Below are 18,325 nucleotides of genomic sequence, written 5' to 3' on the forward strand. Positions count from 1 at the left end.
TCCCCAGCATTGACGCTGAGAAGAGGCATCCCGATGACCAGAAGCCGTCGCACCGCGCTCGGACTGTTACTCGTGGCCGGACTCGGCCTCTCCACGGCCGCCTGCGGCGGCGCCGCCCAGCCCGCGTCGGGCGGCAAGATCGTGATCACCGTCAACGGGCAGGCACCCCAGACGCAGGCGTTCGAGCGCAGGATCTTCGACGAGGACGTCGCGGCCTTCGAGGCGGCCCACCCGAACATCGACATCCAGCCCCGCGAGGGCTTCATGGACCCGAAGGTGTTCTCCGCCAAGCTCGCGGGCGGGCAGCTGGAGGACGTCTTCTACGTCTACTTCACCGATCCCGCGCAGATCATCGCCCGCCGCCAGGCCGCGGACATCACCGACCACGTGCAGGGCATCCCGGAGCTGCAGCCGCGGCTGCTGGACGTCTTCAAGGACGGCAAGGGCAGGCTGTACGGGCTGCCGACGGCGAACTACTCGATGGGCCTGCTGTACAACCGGGCGCTGTTCACCAAGGCCGGGCTCGACCCGGACAAGCCGCCCGCGACGTGGGAGGAGGTCCGCGCCGCCGCGAAGAAGATCAGCGCGCTCGGCAACGGCACGGTCGGGTTCGCCGACCTCAGCAAGAACAACCAGGGCGGGTGGCACCTCACCAGCTGGCTGTACTCGGTCGGCGGACAGGTGGCGCGGCAGGAGGGCTCCGGCTGGAGAGCGGACTTCAACAACGACAAGGGCCGCGAGGCGCTGCGGTACCTGCGCGAGATGCGCTGGACCGACGACAGCATGGGCAGCAAGCAGCTGCTGGAGGTCGCCGACGTGCAGCGGATGATGGGCGCGGGCCAGCTCGGCATGTACATCGCCGCCCCGGACAACATCCCCACGCTGGTCAACCAGTTCAACGGCTCCTACACCGACTACGGCATGGCCCCGCTGCCCGGCGGCAAGGGCACGCTGATCGGCGGTGAGGGCTACATGATCAACCCGAAGGCCGGCCCCGAGAAGATCAAGGCCGGGCTGACCTGGCTGCGGTGGAAGTACCTCAACCCCGACCGGATCGAGAGCAACCTCAAGCGCTACGCCGAGCTGAAGCAGCCCGTCGGCCTGCCGGTCTCGCCCTTCTCCGACATCTACGCGGGGCCGGTGCGCGAGCGGCAGGAGACGCTGAAGGCCAAGTACGCCACCGTTCCCGTGGGGAACTACCAGTCCTTCGTCAACTCCTCCGGCACGGTGAAGGGCAGCATCGAGCCGCCCAACGCGCAGCGGGTCTACGCCGCGCTGGACAGCCTGATGCAGGCGGTGCTGACCGACCGCGACGCCGATGTCGACCGGTTGCTCGCCGAGGCCGAGACGAAGGTCAACAGTGCTCTCGCTCAGGCGGGCTGAGACCGCGCGGGGGGCAGGCGCCCCGACCCCGGCTCCCGGGCGGTGGCGGCGCAGGCTGGCGGAGAACCTGACCGCCTACGGACTGCTCTGCGCCGCGCTGCTGTGCTTCGCGCTGTTCTCGTGGTGGCCGATCATCCGCGGGGTGCTGCTGAGCTTCCAGCAGGTCGACTTCGTCAACGAGCCGACGTGGGTGGGGTTCGCCAACTTCGAGCGGCTGTTCGCCGACCCGTTGTTCGGGATCGCGTGGCGCAACACGCTGCTGTTCACCGGGTTGGCCCTGCTGCTGGGCTTCGTCGTCCCGTTCCTCACCGCCGTGGTGCTCAACGAGATGCGGCACGCGCGGGCGTACTTCCGGCTGCTGGTCTACCTGCCGGTGATGTTGCCGCCCGTGGTGACCTCCCTGCTGTGGAAGTGGTTCTACAACCCCGGACCCGGCCTGTTCAACGACGGGCTGCGCGCGGTCGGAGCGCCGCCGCTGAACTGGCTGGACTCCGGCGACACCGCGATGATCTCGCTGGTCATCGTCTCCACGTGGGCGAACATGGGCAGTGCGACGCTGATCTACCTGGCGGCGTTGCAGACCATTCCCGGTGAGCTCTACGAGGCGGCCGAGCTCGACGGCGCGAGCATGTGGAAGCGCCTGTGGCACGTCACGGTGCCGCAGACCAGGTTCGTGCTGCTGGTCCTCATGCTGATGCAGGTCATCGCGACCATGCAGGTCTTCACCGAGCCCTATGTGATGACCGGCGGAGGGCCGGAGGACTCCACGCTCACCGTGCTGCTGCTGTTGTACCGCTATGCCTTCGTCTACAACGACTTCGGCACCGCGAGTGCGATGAGCCTGCTGCTGTTCGTGGTGCTGGGCGTGTTCTCCGCCTGCTACGTGCGCCTGACCAAGGGGAGATCATGAGCACTCACGTTCGCACGCTCGTGTCCCCGGCACGGTTGCGAGACACCAGGGGAAAGGTCGTCTACTGGACCGTCTTCTCCTTGGTGCTGGTGGGTTTCACCGCGGCGTTCCTGTTCCCGCTCTACTGGGCGGTGACCGGGGCGATGAAGTCCCCGCCGGAGCTGGCCCGCGTGCCGTCGCCGATCGTGCCGCAGGAGTGGCACCCGGAGAGCTACGGCCAGGCGTGGCAGGAGATGGACCTCGCGCGGTACTTCCTCAACACCGTGGTCGTCGCGGGCGGGGCGTGGCTGTTCCAGCTCGCCGTCGACGTTCCGGCCGCGTACGCGCTGTCCAAGCTCCGGCCCGTGCTCGGCAACGCGATCATGGGGCTGATGCTGGCGACGCTGATGCTGCCGGCGTCCGCGCTGCTGGTGCCGACGTACCTGACCATTGTGGACGTTCCGTTCGCGCACGTGAACCTGATCAACTCGCCCGCCGCGATCTGGCTGCCCGCCGCCGCCAACGCGTTCAACATCTACCTGCTCAAGCGGTTCTTCGACCAGATCCCCGGCGAGCTGCTTGAGGCGGCGCGGATCGACGGCGCGGGGCCGGTGCGCGTCCTGGTGCGGATCGTGCTGCCGATGTCCAAGCCGATCATCGCGGTCGTGTCGATCTTCGCGGTCGTGGCCGCCTGGAAGGACTTCATCTGGCCGCTGCTGGTCTTCCCGGACCCCGGCGCGCAGACGCTGAGCGTGGCGTTGCACCGGATGGAGCCCGACATGCCGCTGAACCTGCTGCTGGCCGGGCTGGTGCTCGCCAGCCTGCCGATGGTGGCGATCTTCCTGGTTTTCCAGCGTCAGATCCTCGCCGGTCTGACCGCCGGCAGCGTCAAGGGCTGACCCGGCTTTCCTTCTCCAGAAGGGGCACAGCGTGACCGTCTCCCAACCGACTCTCGACGACACCAGCACGCAGACCACCGCCGCGTGGTGGCGCGGGGCGGCCATCTACCAGGTCTACGTGCGCAGCTTCGCCGACGGCAACGGCGACGGCGTCGGCGACCTCGCCGGGGTCCGCGACCGCCTGCCGTACCTGGCCGAACTGGGCATCGACGCGATCTGGTTCAACCCCTGGTACCCCTCGCCGATGGCCGACGGCGGCTACGACGTCTCCGACTACCGCGACATCGAGCCCGCCTTCGGAACCCTCGCCGACGCGGAGGCGCTGATCGCCGAGGCGCACGCGCTCGGCATCCGGATCATCATCGACATCGTCCCCAACCACTGCTCCGACGCGCACCCGTGGTTCGTCGAAGCCCTGCGGTCGGAGCCGGGATCGTCGGCGCGCCAACGTTTCTGGTTCAGCGACGGACGCGGTGAGCACGGCGAGCTGCCGCCGAACGACTGGCAGTCGCGCTTCGGCGGCCCAGCGTGGACGCGTGTTCCGGACGGCCAGTGGTACCTGCACCTCTACGCCTCCGAACAGCCGGACCTGAACTGGACGCGGCCGGAGGTGCACGCGGAGTTCGAGGACATCCTGCGCTTCTGGTTCGACCGGGGAGTGGACGGTTTCCGGATCGACGTCGCCGACGGCCTGGTCAAGCACCCGGACCTGCCCGACGTCGGCGAGGCCACCGACCGGCTGCCGTACTCCGACATGGACGGCGTGCACGAGATCTACCGCGCTTGGCGCAGGATCGCCGACTCCTATCCGGACAAGCGTGTCTTCGTCGGCGAGATGTGGTTGCCCGATCCGGAACGCTTCGCGCGCTACCTCCGGCCCGACGAGCTGCACTCGGGGTTCAACTTCGACTTCCTGTCGTGCCCGTGGGACGCCGCGAGGCTCCGTGCGGTCATCCAGTCCACTATGGACGCTCATGCTCCCGTTGGCGCGCCCGCGACCTGGGTGCTGTCCAACCACGACGTGACGCGGCACGTCACCCGCTACGGTCGTGCCGGGGACACCGGCTTCGACTTCGCGGACCGTCGACACGGGACGGTCGTCGACCGGGAGCTCGGCACGCGACGTGCTCGTGCCGCCGCGCTGCTGACCCTGGCGCTGCCCGGTGGCGTCTACGTCTACCAGGGCGAGGAGCTTGGGCTCTGGGAGGTCGAGGACGTGCCGGACGAGCTGCGTCAGGACCCGGTGTGGGCGCGCACCAACGGAGCCGACCCAGGGCGGGACGGGTGCCGGATTCCCTTGCCGTGGTCGGGAACGGAGTCGCCGTTCGGGTTCGGGGCTGCCGCGCCGTGGCTGCCGCAGCCCGCTGAGTGGGCCGACTACACCGCGCAGGCCCAGGACAACCGGCCGGGTTCGATGCTCCAGCTCTACCGCGAGGCGTTGGGAGTTCGCCGCGCGGAGCCCGCCTTGGGCGACGGACCGATGGAGTGGGTGGCCGACCTGCCGGAAGTGATCGCCTTCCGCCGCCCACCCGGGTTCACCTGCGTCGTCAACCTCGGTGCGGCTCCGGTTTCGTTGCCAGAGCACGAAAGCGTGCTGCTGTCGAGCGGGCCGATCGAGGGTGGCGAGCTGCCGCCGGACACCGCGGTCTGGCTTCGCACCCGATAGCGGAGACTCTCCGAGTTCGAGGCGTACGACTCGTGGCTCGGAGAAGGGGCGGGTCCGGAGCTATGGCGGCGTTCCGGGCCCGCCCCGCAGGCAACCGCGGAGGCTCGCGACAAGGGCGTCCGTGCAGTCGTCGGCGAAGCCCCTGATCGGCATGTGGTTGGTGATGAAGGCGAACGCCAGCTCCGCGGAGGGGTCCGCGAACGCCAGCGAGCCACCGAGCCCGTCGTGCCCGAAAGTGCCGCCGGAGACCTGGAAACCCAGCCCATAAGTGGTGTCCTGCAACAGAACCAGGTCATGGCCGGACGCGTGTGGCCGCGCGATCGACTCCAGTGTGGCAGGGGACAGCAGACCGCCGAGGCACGCCGCGTACAGCCCCGCGAGCCCCTTGGCGGAGGCCACCGCGCCCACCGAGAGCACCTCGCCCGCCCGCAGCCGCCGCTCGTTGCCGATGCGTGCGCCGAAGTCCGCGCCGTACGCCTGCCGGGTCAACGTGTCGCGGGTCAGCAACGCGCGCACCACGGGGCTCTTCGGGTCGAACCCGATGGGCGTGAACAACGGGACCAGGCGCGGCTCCACCGACTCCGGCAGACCGAACCAGACGTCCAGGTCGGGGAACTCCTCGGCGAGCCAGCCGCCGACCGTGCCGCCGGTGATCCGCCGGAACAGCTCTCCGACAAGGGTTCCGAAGGTCAGCGCGTGGTAGCCGTGCGCGGTTCCCGGCTCCCACAACGGCTCCTGGGCGGCGAGCCGCTTCGCGAGCTGGTCGTGCTCGATGACGTCGTCCACCCCGAACCCGCCGTCCACTGAGGACAGTCCGGCCTGGTGGGACAGCAGCCACCGCACCGGGATCTCCGCCTTGCCGCCCTCGGCGAACTCCGGCCAGTACTCCGCGACCGGCGCGTCCGGGTCCAGCCGCCCCCGCTCGACCAGCACGGCCAGCGCGATGGCGGCGACTCCCTTGGAGGAGGACCAGATCAGCTGCACGCTGTCGGAGCGGTAGTCCGGCCCACCGTGCAGGTGCGCCACGAGCGTGCCCCGGTGGTAGGCGGCCATCGCCCCGCTCCACCCCGGCCGCGCGCCGAGCAGGTCGTCGAAGGCGTCCCGCAGCGGCTGGAACCCCGGCGCGATCATGCCGCTTCCCGCCGCAGACCGAGGACCTTCGCGCACCGCGCGGACGCCTTGGGATCGCCGCAGACGCTCAGCAGCCCCGCCGCGGCGGCCTCGGCGGCCGTGAGCGAACCTGAGCCCAGGCGCACGAACGTCCTCGCGTCGGTGGTCATGACCATCGCGGGCCGGTCGGCCGGACCGCGTTCCGCCCGCGCCTCGCCTCCGGCGACCCGCAGGTGGAAGACCTCGTCGTCGATCCGGAACTCGTAGCTCTCGTCCAGCCCCGGCACCCGGGAGCCGTCGGCCATCGCCTGGAGCCCGAACAGGCCCCAGTGCGGGCGGCAGACCGCCTCCGCCGACGGGTCACCGAGGAAGGACAGGCCCCAGCGGGTGAGCGCGTGCACCGCGTCCGCGAGTCCCCGACCGCGCTCGGTCAGCTCGTACACCTGGTCGTCCTTGGTGATGACACCCATGCGGCACAACGACTTCAGCCGCTCGGCGAGCAGGTTCGTCCCCATGCCCGGCAGGTCGGCGAGCAGCTCGCCGTAGCGGCGGGGGCCGAGCAACAGCTCCCGCACGACCAACAACGTCCACCGCTCACCGACCACGTCCAGACCCGCCGCGAGCCCGCAGTACTGCCGGTAGTTGCGCACCCGGCGAGCTTACTTAGGCCAGCCCGACGAACAGCGCTCCGCCGACGAGCCCGAGCAGAGTGCCCGCGACGACCTGGGGCAGGTCATGGTCGTTGATCCGCACCCGCGCCCAGCCGACGAGCAGCACCAGCAGCCACAGCGCGTGCCACGCCGTCCCGTAGAGCACCGCCGTGATCAGCGCCGCCGACGCCGCCACCGCCGCGTGCACGCTGATCTTCCACTTGAAACCGATGGTTACCCCGATCGTCACCATCAGTAAAATGAGCTCGGCGATGCCGAGGGCTTTCATGCTGGTCGGGGCGTCGAAGACCACCATCGCCACGGTAACGACGACGACGGACGCCACGCAGATCAGCAGTGGTGTCTTGCGGCCTTCACGGTTGCGGACGTGGTGTCCCTCCCAACGCCCGCGCAGTGCTCCGCCCATGATCAGTACCCACGGGACGAAGCTGGAGAACACCGCGAGCGCCGCTGCCCACCACAGCGCCTCGGATTGCCTGTCCTGGGTGGCCGCGCCGACCACGAACGGCAGCGCGATCAACACCGTGTACGGGGAGAGCACCTCGGTCGCGGCTTTGGCAAGCCACCGTCCGGGGCTCGTTACTCGGGAAATGCTGGTCTCGCTCACACCGACCCCCGTTCTGTCGTGATCTTTTTCTGTAGTACCAGGGGAAAACCGCCGGTGCCCGCTGAACACGGAACTGTTGTCGATCTTCAACCGAGCTTGCTCAGCCGCTCGATCGCGGCCAGCAGCGTGGCCTCCTGCTTCGGGAACGCGAAGCGCACGAGGTCGCCGCCCTTGGCGGGCTCGGCGTAGAACGACGAGCCCGGCACGGTCGCCACCCCGAACTCGGTGATCAGGCGGCGGGCGAAGGCCACGTCGTCCCGGTCCTGATCGAACTTCCCGGTCCCGCAGAGCACGTAGTACGCGCCCTCCGGCACGCGCAGCTCGAAGCCGATGTCGGTCAGCGCGGGGCACAGCAGGTCGCGCAGCTCGCGGTAGTGCTCGGCGAGATCGGAGTAGTAGCTCCTGGGGAGCCGCATCGCGGTCACCCCGGCGGCCTGCAACGGCGTCGGCGCGCCGACGGTGAGGAAGTCGTGCACGGTGCGGATCGCCTTGGTCGCCCACGCGGGCGCGATGGTCCAGCCGACGCGCCAGCCGGTGACCGCGTACGTCTTGGACAGGCTGTTGATCGTGACCGTGCGGTCTTCCAGCCCCGGCACGGTCGCGGGCGGGATGTGGCCGCCCTCGCCGAGGAAGTGGATGTGCTCGTAGATCTCGTCGGTGAAGCACAGCACGTCGTGGCGCTGGCAGAGCTCGGCGATCAGCTCCAGCTCCTCGGCGGAGAACACCTTGCCGGTGGGGTTGTGCGGGGTGTTGACCACGATCGCCCTGGTGCGGTCGGTGAACGCGGCGCGCAGCTCGGCCTCGTCGATCGTCCAGTCGGGACGGTGCAACGGCACGAACACCGGCTTCGCCCCCGCGAAGATCGCGTCCGGCCCGTAGTTCTCGTAGCGCGGCTCGAACATGATCACTTCGTCGCCGGGTTCGAGCAGGGCGAGCATGGTCGCCACCATCGCCTCGGTCGCCCCGCAGGTCACGCACAGCTCGGTCTCGGGATCGACCGACCAGCCCGGGTAGGTCGCCTCCGTCTTGACCGCGATGGCCTCGCGCAACGCCGCCTCGCCGAACGTGGTCGGGTACTGGTTGAGGTCGGCGTGCACGGCGTCGGCCACGGCGGTCTTGAGCTCCGGCGGGCACGGGAAGTCCGGCAGCCCCTGGGACAGGTTCACCGCGCCGTGCGCGTCGGCGGCCCGCGTCATCTCCCTGATCACCGACTCGGTGAACGACGCGACCTTCGTGCTGATCCGTGGGATCACTGCTTCTCTCCTGTCTGTCCGGCCAGTCGCTCCTGCCACGCGGCGAGCAGGGCGTCCTCGGTCGGCGGAGTGGCCAGGCTGACCACGACGTAGGTCACCAGGCTGATCGGCAGGCCCCACATGACCGGCTCGTTGGCGAGGATGCCGTGGGTGGACATCAGCACCACCACGGCGACCCCGCCGGCCACGATCGAGGCGAGCGCGCCCTGCCTCGTCCCGCGCCGCCACACCAGCCCGCCGAGGATCGGCACCAGCAGGCCGCCGACGAGCAGGTTGTAGGCCACGGTCAGCGCTCCGACGACGTCCTGGAGCAGCGAGGCGACGGCGATGCCGATGACACCGAGCACCAGGGTGAACACCCGCGCGGTGCGCACCTCGTCGACCTCGCCGGACCGGCCGAGCAGGGCGCGCACCCTCGGCCAGATGTCGTTGCTGGCCACCGTGGCGCACGCGATCAGCGCGCCGCTCGCGGTGGACATGACGGCCGCGAGTGCGGCAGCCAGCACCAGGCCGCGCATGCCGGTCGGCAGGGCTTCGGTGACGATCGTGGCGAAGGCGTCGTCCGGCGAGGCGAGGGTGGGGAACAGCGCCTTGGCCGCCATCCCGACCACCGCGCCCGCGAACGCGTAGAGCAGGCAGTACAGCCCGGAGAAGGTGCCGCCCACCGTGGCCACCTTGTCGTCGCGCGCGGTGAACACGCGCTGCCAGATGTCCTGGCCGATCAGCAGCCCGAAGAAGTAGACGAGCACGTAGGTCAGGATCGTCTCGGCGCCGATGTGCCACAGCGAGAAGTACTCGGCGGGCAGCGCCGCGTACAGGCCGTCGAAGCCACCCGCCCTGCCGACCGCGATCGGCAGCAGCACGAACAGGATGCCGATGGTCTTGACCACGAACTGCACCATGTCGGTCAGCGTGATCGACCACATCCCGCCGAGCACCGAGTACAGCACCACGATGCCGCCGCCGAGGACCACCGACGAGACCCGGTCCATCCCGAAGAGCACGCCGAAGATCGTCGAGCAGGCGATCGTCGAGGTGACCATCAGCATCAACGCGTAGATCCACATGACCACGCCGGAGATCGACGCGGCCGAGCCGCCGTAGCGCAGCTGGAGCATCTCCGAGACCGTGTAGACCCGCAGCCTGGTGATCCGCCGCGCGAAGAGCAGGCTCAGCCCGAGCACGCCGAGGCCGATCGTCAGCACCAGCCACGCGCCGGAGATCCCGTAGAGGTAGCCGAGCCGCACACCGCCCACAGTGGACGCCCCGCCGAGCACGACGGCGGACATGGTCCCGGAGTACATGGTGTACCCGAGCCGCCGCCCGGCGACGAGGAACTCGCTCTTCGTTCCGGCGCGCCGCGCGGCCCACCAGCCGACGGCGACCATGGCGAGCAGGTAGCCCACCATCACCAGGGAGTCGATCGGCATCGCGTCCTCCATCGATGGGTTGCGCTGACCGTAGGAAACGGCCCGGCCTCATCGAAGTGGACAACTCGCACAACCACAGCCCTCACATAGGATGTTTTGTCTAGTCGGGGAGGCTGGCATGGACATGCCCACGGTGGCCCTGAGCGACCTCGTCGCCCGCCCCGACCTGGGGCTGACCGTTCTGGTCGGCCCCGTCGAAGGCCGCAGGGTGCGCTGGGTGCACGTCAGCGAGCTGCGCGATCCGGGTCGCTACCTGACCGGCCAGGAGCTCCTGTTCACCGCGGGCGTCGACTTCCCGGTGGAGGCCAACGAGATCGACCGCTACGTGAGACGCCTCGCTGAGGCGGGCGCGGCGGCACTCGGCTTCGGTGTCACGCCGGTGCACGACGTGGTGCCACCGCTGCTGGTCGAGTCCTGCGAGCGGCACGGCCTGCCCTTGCTGCTGGTCTCCACCCAGGTCACGTTCCTGATGATCGGCCAGCAGGTCTCGCTGATGCTCGCCGAGGCCGAACGCGCGGGCATGCGCAGGCTGTCCACCGCACAGGGCGCGCTGACCAGGGCGGCGGCCCGTGAAGGCCCGGCATCGGTTGTGCGGCGGCTGGCGGGACTGCTGTCGGGCTGGGCGGTGCTGTTCGACCCCTCCGGCCGCCGCGTCGCCGTCGGCGGCCCGGCCCCGCCCGATGAGGTCCTCCGCCTCGCCGAACGCGTGCGGTCCGCCAAGGGGCCCTCCGCCGCGACGGCGCACCAGGGCGGACGGCAGCTCGTCGCGCACGCGCTGAAGGGAGCCGGTTCCGGACCGCGTTCGGTGCTCGTCGCGGGGGACTCCTTCCTGCCTGCGGACCGCGCCGTGCTCAGCGTCGGCGTCGCGCTGTTGTCGCTGCTCGAAGCCTCCGCGCGCTCCTCCCCGGAGCTGACCGCCGGTCTGCTCGGCCTCGCCGTCGGCGGCGTCGACTCCGCCGAGCTCCTGGCGAAGGCCCTGAACGCTTCGCCGGACACGCGGTGGCGAGTGGTCCGCGCGCGGCGTGTCAGGGGCAGTGCCGAGGCTTCGGTCGCGTTCGGCACGTCGTTGGTCGCACCCGCTTCGGCAGGGGGAGTACTCGTGGTGCTGCCGGAGAACCACGGTGCCGCGCCGAAGGGGTGGTTGGTCGGAGTCAGCGGTCCGGTTCCCTTGGCAGAGCTGCGTTCTGCCGCTGCCAGGGCCGAGAGGCTGCTTGCGGAGGCGGTGGTCGAAGGACGGTCCAGAGTGGACGACTCCACTGTGGACTCACTGGTGTCTGGTGTGGACGCTAGGGCCTTCGCTCGGCAGTGCCTGCGACCGGTGGTGGAGGCGGGGCTGCTCGCCACGTTGCACGCGTGGTTGGCGCACAACGGCGGGTGGGACGCGGCCGCCGACGCCTTGGGGGTGCACCGCAACACCGTCCGGCACCGCCTCGCCCGGATCGCCGAGCTGCTCGACCGCGACCTGAGTGCTCCGGACACGCGCGCGGAGCTGTGGCTGGCGCTGCGCTGGCTCCGCGCGTGAACCTGGGCATTCACCCAAGAGACGTGCTCGGTGTTGCGGACCGTGAAAAGATCGTCACCGTACGCGTCCCGGTAGGCGCATGGGGAGAGACGAGATGCCCGCGGAGCACGGTTCAGGAAGGACGCACAACGACCTGTCTGGCCAGGTCATGGGCAACCTCGTGCAGGCAGGCACGATCAACCGGCTCGTGCTCACCACCCCGGCGGAGCCGGTCGCGGACGCCTGGGGTGTTCCGGCGCGGCAACGCTTCTTCGTCAACCGGACGGAGGAACGGGCGTGGCTGCTCGACCGGCTGCGCGCCCCGCACCCGGAGGCCCCGCTGCTGCTGCTCCTGTCCGCGTTGCCGGGGACCGGGAAGACCGCGTTGGTCGCGGAATGCGCCAGCGAGCTCGAAGACGACTTCGACAAGATCTTCTACGCCGACCTGAACGACTACCGGCACGACGGAGCCGTTGCCTACCAGGACATCCTGGGTGAGTTCATCAGGGGACTCGGGATCGGGCGGGACTGGGTCGCTGAGGGACTACCCGCCCGCAAGCACCAGTTCCGCACCGAGAGCAGGCAGGTCCGGGTCCTGGTCGTCCTGGACAACGTCGACCGCCATGACGACATCACCGCGTTGATCCCGAGCTCCGCCGCCAGCGCGGTGCTGGTGGTGAGCCACTGGCAGCTCGACCACGTCCTGAGCCAGAGCGCCGAGGACCTGCGGTTGAGCCCGCTGGACGGCGACCACGCGATGGCGCTGATGGGCGCGCTCTGCCCCCGCGAGCGCCTCGACGCGGAACCCGATGCCGTCGCCGAGCTGATCGCCAGGTGCGGCCGCCTCCCCCTCCTGCTGCACGCCGTCGCCGCCAGGCTCCGCAAGCGCCCGGCGCGGGAGATCGCGGACCTGGTTCGCGACCTCGACGGAGGGAATCTGGTGGTGGACCTCTTCGACGTGCCCTTCGGCCAGCTCGGCCCCGACGCGCAGCGGCTGTACGGGCTGCTGGGTGTCAGCCCCGGCGCCACCTTCACCGAGGACATGGCCGCCACGGTGCTCGGCGTGTCCCGGGAAGCCGTGCGCGCGGTGGTCGACGAGCTGCTGGACGCGAGCCTGCTGACCGAGGACCGCGGCGGCCGGGTCCGGTTCCTCGGCCCGGTGCGCGAACACGCCGCGCGGGTGGGACAGCGCCTCGGCGGCGATGTGCGCGAACAGGCCCAGCACCGGCTGGCGAGGTGGATGGCCGTGCTGGCCGCGCTCGCCGACCGGGCGGTCAAGCGCGACCGGCTTCGCATCGTGACCATCGAGTCCGTCGTGTCTTTCGCGTCCGATGTGGACAACCCGTTCTCCAGTGCGGCCAAGGCATTGGACTGGCTGGAGTCCGAGCGGTCGGCGCTGGCCGAGATCGCGGCGACCGCGCTGCGGTACGGCTGGTTCGACCTGGTGGTCATGATCGCGGAAGCGATGTTCGCGTTGCACATGAACCGGCCGCACCCGCTGGAGTGGCAGGAGCTGGACCGGATCGGGCTGGCCGCGGCGAAGCGGTGGGGTAACGGGGAAGCAGAGGCAAGGATGCTCAGTCAACGCGCTCGGTTCGAGCTCGACAACGGGGACTCCGCGGCGGCGCTGGCCACGATGGCGGCCGCCAGGGAGCTAGCCGAGTCCACCGACAACCTGCGCTTGGTCGGCTCGGTGTTCGAGCTGACCGGCCGTCTGCTCTTCGAGCGCCGTCAGGACGCGGAGGCGACGCGGGCCTACGAGCGGTTCCTGGAGATCGGTGAGCGGATCGGCCCCGGCCCGCAGGCCATCGCCAAGCACTACCTCGGGCGGCTGGCCGCGAGAGCCGGGCGGACCGAGGAGGCGGTTCGGCTGCTCCGCGACGCCTTGGCCTTCGCGCGGCGGCAGGAGGACGCGCGCACCGAGGCGCGGGTCATGGTCACCCTGTCCGAAGTGGATGGTGACGCCGAGGAGTGGCTCCGGCGCGCTGTCGAGATCTTCCGCGCTAGGGACATGCCCACGTACGAGGCGGACGCCCTGGAACGCCTGGTCGCCCTCGCCGAGGCGCGGGGGGACCGGGTGGTGGCGAAGGGCCACCTGGAGCGGTTGCTCGGGGTGTACGAGCGCTCGCGGCACCCCGGGGTCGCGGCTTTGCGTGACCGCGTGGCGCGGTACTAGTTCTGGCTTGTGGTTGGTGTGCTGGGGTCGTTTAGCGCTGTGCTGCGGCTTTTGTTGTAGTGGCGTTGAGGGTCGTGCTGCGGTTCTTGTTGTGGTGGCGTTTACGGCCGTGCTGCCGCCCCGACTCCGTCGGGTTGCCCTCGGATAATTCTCCCGGACTTGAGTGCGGATTTCCTTGGGCATCCACTGCCGCTAGCCCGCTCACCTAATGTGGTGGCGGGCTAGCCGGGGTCGGGTTTAAAACGGGGGAGCGGGATCCGCTATCGGCTCAGGTTCCCGGACATACGTTCTTCCCATCGGGGTGGTCCAGATATGGATACCGCCCGGGAGCTGGGTTCGTTTCCACCGGGTGTGATGTTTCATCACGTGATGTCGTCGGCATTTCGCACCGAGGTCATCCGCGATGGTGTTGGTGCCGTCGAAAGGCTCGCAATGGTCGAGGTCGCAGCGGTGCGCCGGTTGCCTGCACCCGATGGCCACACACGTGACGTCGCGGGCTCTCACCAGGTCCGCGAGGGCGGCTGAGGGACGGTAGTTCGTCCGCCCCACATCCACCGCCACCCCAGTGACGGGGTCGGTGAGGATCCGCTTCCACGTGCCACCCGCTGCGATGTCCCTCGCCACATCTGCGGGAATCGGGCCATAGCCCGCGAGCATCCCCGGTTCCTGATCCATGCCCATCAACGTGGTGGCGGGGAGGGTGACCAGGACCTTGACCTCACCCTGGGGTGCGCCGGTCTCCTTACCCATCAACAGGTCGAACGCGACATCGGCGCGGCGCTGGTCCATGGTGCGCTCATCCTCACCTAGACCTCGGGCGATGCGGTCGATCCGGTCCCACACCAGGGCGCCCTGGAGGGCGGTGAACTGGAACCGCAGCGCGCACATCGCGTCGTCGAGGTTGAGCTTCTCCACCCGCCGGGTGCGCTTCTTCTCCTCGTGCCGCCGGGCTGCTGCTTCGGGGTCGAGCTTGGCGATCAGGCGTTGGGCGTGCTGGCGGATCCGGCTGTAGTGATGGGTGCGGGCGTACTCGATCAGTACCGCTTCCACGATCTCGGCGTGCACAGCGGTCAGCGGCTCCAGTTGGTCCACGATCAGCAGGGCCTTGCCCTGGTCGATCCGACCCTCCTCCAGGGCGGCGAGGACGGCCGGGCGGGAGGCGAGGTTCTCGGCGTGGTTGATCAGCGTGCTGGCCTTGCGCGAGGAAATCGACAACAACGCGCCGACCTCATCCCCAAGGTACGGGTATTCCGCGAAATCCGTGCTGACCACCAAATCGGCGAGACAGCGTGCCAGGACCGCGTGCGCGTGATTCACCGCGCGGTAGGCGTCCTCGATGGAATCGAGGGTCTCGTCGGGGGTCATATTCCTATTCTATCTCGCCAAAAATGGTGATCATGGCCCTATAGGGTGAAATGGTGCGCTGATTCTTTCGCTGTCGGTGAACGTGAAAGCGGGACCGCGCACTGCCGCAGCTGCTACAAGAAGCTCCCCGAAGAATGGGGGGCAGTGTCAACGAGGGAATCGGGGGAAAGTCCTGCGCCATGGGCGAAAGCCGCCGCGAAGCCGTCGGCGCCCATGGCGCTTTCCGCTGCTGCGGTGATCCGGTCGACGTCGCCGCGCTCCGCCGGGGGCAGGGGGGCGCCCACGGAGCGCCTGGCAGCGTCGGCGGCGCCGAGCAGGGTGGCGGCGCGCGTGTGCTCGCCGCCCAGGGCGTGCGCTCCCGCCAGGCCCTCCAGGGCCAGGGCGACCGCGCGGGGATCGCCCATCCGGTTCGCCAGGACGAAGCCTTCCTTGTGCAGGCGGTGGGCTTCCTCGGTGTTCCCGCGCTGTTCCGCCATGAAGCCCAGCTCGCTGAGCATCAGGGCGCCCGCTTCCTCCCGGCCCACTCGGCGGTGCCAGTCGAGCACCCTGCGCAGGTGCTTCTCCGCCACGTCGAACTGGCCCTCGCGGCGCGCGCCCAGGGCCAGGCCCGTCTCCGCGTACATCTCCGCCGGGGGGAAGTTCTGCTCCGCCCCCAGGCGCATCGCCCGCTCGTGGAACTCCTTCGCCTGGTCGAAGTCCTTGGTGAGCAAGGCGATTCTGCCCAGCCACGACAGTTGGTAGGAGACCTCCGGCCACAGGCTCAGCTCCTCGGCCATGCGCAGGGCCTCGCGGTGCAGCCCCGCCGCCCGGTCGTAGTCACCGGAGATCTCCGCCAGGGTGCCGAGGGTGAACGACGCCTGGAGCTGGCCCCAGCGGTCGCCGAGCTCCTGGAACATCCGGGCGCCGCGGTCGGCGAAGCGCCTCGCGTCGGCGAACTCGCCCTTGTGCATCGCCTGGCTCACGCGGTCGCTGGTGGCCGCCGCGACGCCCCAGTCGTCGCCGACCGACTCGAAGTCCTTCAACGCCGCCACGGTGAGGCGTTCGCCCTGCCGCATGTCGCCGACCGTGGACATGACATAGCCGAGGAACCACAGGGCGTGGGCGCGTGCGGCCGGGTCGGTGATCGCTTCCGCCTCGGTGAAGGCCTCCGGGGCCGGGCGCTGTCCTTCCAGGACCGCGATTCCCGTTCGCCAGGCCCTCGTGACCGGTGCCGCGCCGCCACCCGCCGCCAGGGCCATGGTCAGCGATCTGGTCGCCTCGCCCAGTCTGCCGCGCAGGAACCAGTACCACGTCATCGCGTTGACCAGCCGCAGTGCGAGATCCGGTTCTCCTTGCCGCACGGCGGTTTCCAGCGCCGCGCGTATGTTCGCGGTCTCGGCGTCGAGCCGTTCGAGCCAGCGGCGTTGGTCAGGTCCGCGTAGGAGCGGGGCGGCGTGCTCGGCCAGCTCGACGTAGTAGCGCGCGTGCCGCAGCCGCAGCTCGTCGAGCTCGCCCGCCTCGCGGACGCGCTCCAGGCTGTACGCCGCCACCGATTCGAGCAGGCGGTAGCGCGGCGGCGCCGTGCCGCGGACCTGGCTGACCACAAGGGAACGGTTGACCAGCCCGGACAGCAGCTCCAGGACGTCGGCTCCGCCGCTGACCGCCTCCGCCGCGTCCAGCTCGCAGCCCTCGGCGTGCACGGCCAGCCTGCGCAGCAGGACGCGCTCCGGCCCGCTCAGCAGCTCCCAGCTCCAGTCGATCATCGCGCGCAGGGTGCGCTGGCGGGCGGGCGCGTCCCTGGGACCACCGGCCAGCAGGCGGAACCGGTCGCTGAGCCGGTTGAGCAGCTGGTGCACGCCGAGCACGCGGACCTTCGTCGCCGCCAGCTCCAACGCGAGCGGGATGCCGTCGAGCCTGCGGCAGATCTCGCCGACGACCGGGGCCGTGTCCTCGTCGAGGGTGATGCCCGCACGGGCCTCGAACAGCCGCACCGCGCTGAACTCACGGGCACCGGCGACCGAGTCGTTGGAGCGCCCCGGGACCGCGAGCGGCGGGACGGACCAGAGCACCTCACCGGACAGGCCGAGCGGCTCCTGGCTGGTGGCCAGGACCCGCACGCCCGCCGCCCCGCGCAGCAGCCGTGCCGCCATGTCGGCGATCTGCTCCACCAGGTGCTCGCAGTTGTCGAGCACCAGCAGGATCTCCTTGTTGCGCAACGCTTCCGTGAGGCGGTCGGCCAGGTCGAGCCGAGTCCCGCCGGGCACGTGCTCATCGCGGATGCCCAGCGTCCAGGCGACCGTCGCGACGACCCACTCCTCCACCGTGCACGCGCCCTGGAGGTCGAGGCCAGCGAACTCCACCAGCCAGGCCCCGTCGCCGAAGGCGCCGCCGAGCGAGCGCGCCGTCTCCACCGCCAGGCGCGTCTTGCCGACCCCGCCTGGTCCGGTCAGTGTCACGAGCCGGGACTCGCTGAGGCGTTCCCGGACCGCGCGGACGGCGTCCTCCCGCCCCACCAGCTCGCTCACCGCCGCGGGCAGGTTGGTCCTGGGCAGCGCCGCCGATGTCGTCGGCGCCGGTGCGCCGTCCAGCTCGGGCGCCTGTGCCAGGACGGCCCGGTGCAGCGCGGTCAGCTCCGGGCCCGGGTCCAGCCCGAGCTCGTCGGCGAGGCGGGTGCGCAGGTCGGCGTGGCTCGCCAGCGCCTCGCTCTGGCGGCCCGCCCGGTAGAGCGCGCGCATGTGCAGGGCGCGCAGCCGCTCGCGCAACGGGTGCCGGGCGACCAGGTCGGCCAGCTCGCCGATGAGCACGCTGTGCTCGCCGAGGGTGAGCCGGGCTTCCGCCCAGTCCTCCGCCACCGCGAGGCGTTCCTCCGTCAACCGCTGGATCACCGGCGCGGCAAAGGGTTCGTCGGCGAAGTCGGCCAGCGCCGGCCCGCGCCACAGTGCCGCCGCGTCGGAGAACAGGGCAGCCCGCTCGCGCGGGTCGTCGGCCGCGCGGGCCCGCTCGGCCAGCGCTCGGAACTGGTCGGCGTCGACGGAGTCGGCCAGCAGGCGGTAACCCGGTGCCTCCCGCACGACCAGGTCTCTGCCGCCCTCCTCTGCCTGTTCCAGGGTCCTGCGGAGCTGGGAGACCTTGGTCTGCAACGTGTTCGCCGGGTTGCCGGGGAGGCGGTCGCCCCACAGGTCCTCGGCGAGCCGGTCCACCGACACCACGCGGCCCTCGTGCGCGAGCAGGGTCGCCAGCAGCGCGCGGACCTTCACCTCGGGCACCCGCACCGGGTGTCCGTCGGCGGTCCACACGGCCAGCGGCCCCAGCACTCCGAATCGCACGGTTCGACCGTATCCCGAACCACCGACAGCGGGCCGTGCGCGGACCGTCAGCGAACCGTGCGCGGCGGTC

At 70.3% G+C, this 18,325-nt stretch carries 13 protein-coding genes; 6 read left to right on the forward strand and 7 right to left on the reverse strand.

Annotation, left to right across the window (positions count from 1 at the left end; translation table 11 throughout):
- The first annotated feature begins 33 nt into the window (after window positions 1-33).
- Genes ACFFQA_RS31010 through ACFFQA_RS31025 form a run of 4 tightly spaced genes read left to right on the forward strand, consistent with a single transcriptional unit; the run spans window position 34 to window position 4,837 of the window.
- A complete protein-coding gene (locus tag ACFFQA_RS31010; protein WP_377860062.1) occupies window positions 34-1,383 on the forward strand; it encodes an ABC transporter substrate-binding protein in 1,350 nt (449 codons plus the stop codon).
- On the forward strand, window positions 1,319-2,293 hold the full coding sequence (locus ACFFQA_RS31015) for a carbohydrate ABC transporter permease (RefSeq protein ID WP_377860064.1): 975 nt from the start codon (window positions 1,319-1,321) through the stop codon (window positions 2,291-2,293). The genes ACFFQA_RS31010 and ACFFQA_RS31015 overlap by 65 nt, the downstream gene beginning before the upstream one ends.
- Entirely contained in the window at window positions 2,290-3,171 is an 882-nt protein-coding gene (locus tag ACFFQA_RS31020; RefSeq protein ID WP_377860065.1) for a carbohydrate ABC transporter permease, read from the forward strand. The genes ACFFQA_RS31015 and ACFFQA_RS31020 overlap by 4 nt, the downstream gene beginning before the upstream one ends.
- A 31-nt stretch (window positions 3,172-3,202) precedes the next feature.
- Window positions 3,203-4,837 (forward strand): glycoside hydrolase family 13 protein, encoded by a 1,635-nt coding sequence (locus ACFFQA_RS31025; RefSeq protein WP_377860067.1) that lies wholly within the window; start codon window positions 3,203-3,205, stop codon window positions 4,835-4,837.
- A 60-nt stretch (window positions 4,838-4,897) separates the two neighbouring features.
- Here ACFFQA_RS31025 and ACFFQA_RS31030 read toward each other — a convergent pair whose 3' ends face one another.
- The 5 genes from ACFFQA_RS31030 to ACFFQA_RS31050 form a co-directional block, all read right to left on the reverse strand.
- Window positions 4,898-5,968 (reverse strand): serine hydrolase domain-containing protein, encoded by a 1,071-nt coding sequence (locus ACFFQA_RS31030; protein WP_377860069.1) that lies wholly within the window; start codon window positions 5,966-5,968, stop codon window positions 4,898-4,900.
- Complete coding sequence (locus tag ACFFQA_RS31035; protein WP_377860071.1) at window positions 5,965-6,597, reverse strand: winged helix-turn-helix transcriptional regulator; 633 nt, start codon at window positions 6,595-6,597, stop codon at window positions 5,965-5,967. Before ACFFQA_RS31035 ends, ACFFQA_RS31030 begins: the two co-directional genes overlap by 4 nt.
- A 13-nt stretch (window positions 6,598-6,610) precedes the next feature.
- The gene (locus ACFFQA_RS31040) at window positions 6,611-7,225 is read right to left on the reverse strand and encodes a hypothetical protein (RefSeq protein WP_377860073.1); all 615 of its coding nucleotides are present in this window, start codon (window positions 7,223-7,225) and stop codon (window positions 6,611-6,613) included.
- A gap of 86 nt (window positions 7,226-7,311) precedes the next feature.
- Window positions 7,312-8,478 (reverse strand): pyridoxal phosphate-dependent aminotransferase, encoded by a 1,167-nt coding sequence (locus tag ACFFQA_RS31045; protein ID WP_377860075.1) that lies wholly within the window; start codon window positions 8,476-8,478, stop codon window positions 7,312-7,314.
- Window positions 8,475-9,908 carry a sodium:solute symporter family protein gene (locus ACFFQA_RS31050; protein ID WP_377860077.1) on the reverse strand — a complete coding sequence of 478 codons (1,434 nt, stop codon included), beginning with the start codon at window positions 9,906-9,908 and terminating at the stop codon, window positions 8,475-8,477. The genes ACFFQA_RS31045 and ACFFQA_RS31050 overlap by 4 nt, the downstream gene beginning before the upstream one ends.
- A gap of 118 nt (window positions 9,909-10,026) precedes the next feature.
- Between ACFFQA_RS31050 and ACFFQA_RS31055 the strand changes: the two genes are divergently transcribed.
- The gene (locus ACFFQA_RS31055) at window positions 10,027-11,430 is read left to right on the forward strand and encodes a PucR family transcriptional regulator (protein WP_377860079.1); all 1,404 of its coding nucleotides are present in this window, start codon (window positions 10,027-10,029) and stop codon (window positions 11,428-11,430) included.
- 94 nt (window positions 11,431-11,524) lie between these two features.
- Window positions 11,525-13,585, forward strand: a complete 2,061-nt coding sequence (locus tag ACFFQA_RS31060) for a hypothetical protein (protein WP_377860081.1) — start codon at window positions 11,525-11,527, stop codon at window positions 13,583-13,585.
- Window positions 13,586-13,822: 237 nt separating this feature from the next.
- Here the strand turns inward: ACFFQA_RS31060 and ACFFQA_RS31065 are convergent, their stop codons facing one another.
- The gene (locus ACFFQA_RS31065; RefSeq protein ID WP_377860083.1) at window positions 13,823-14,950 is read right to left on the reverse strand and encodes an HNH endonuclease signature motif containing protein; all 1,128 of its coding nucleotides are present in this window, start codon (window positions 14,948-14,950) and stop codon (window positions 13,823-13,825) included.
- A 113-nt stretch (window positions 14,951-15,063) separates the two neighbouring features.
- The gene (locus ACFFQA_RS31070; RefSeq protein ID WP_377860840.1) at window positions 15,064-18,255 is read right to left on the reverse strand and encodes an AfsR/SARP family transcriptional regulator; all 3,192 of its coding nucleotides are present in this window, start codon (window positions 18,253-18,255) and stop codon (window positions 15,064-15,066) included.
- Window positions 18,256-18,325 lie beyond the last annotated feature (70 nt).

This window comes from Allokutzneria oryzae (genome assembly GCF_042429765.1).
Taxonomy (GTDB): domain Bacteria; phylum Actinomycetota; class Actinomycetes; order Mycobacteriales; family Pseudonocardiaceae; genus Allokutzneria; species Allokutzneria oryzae.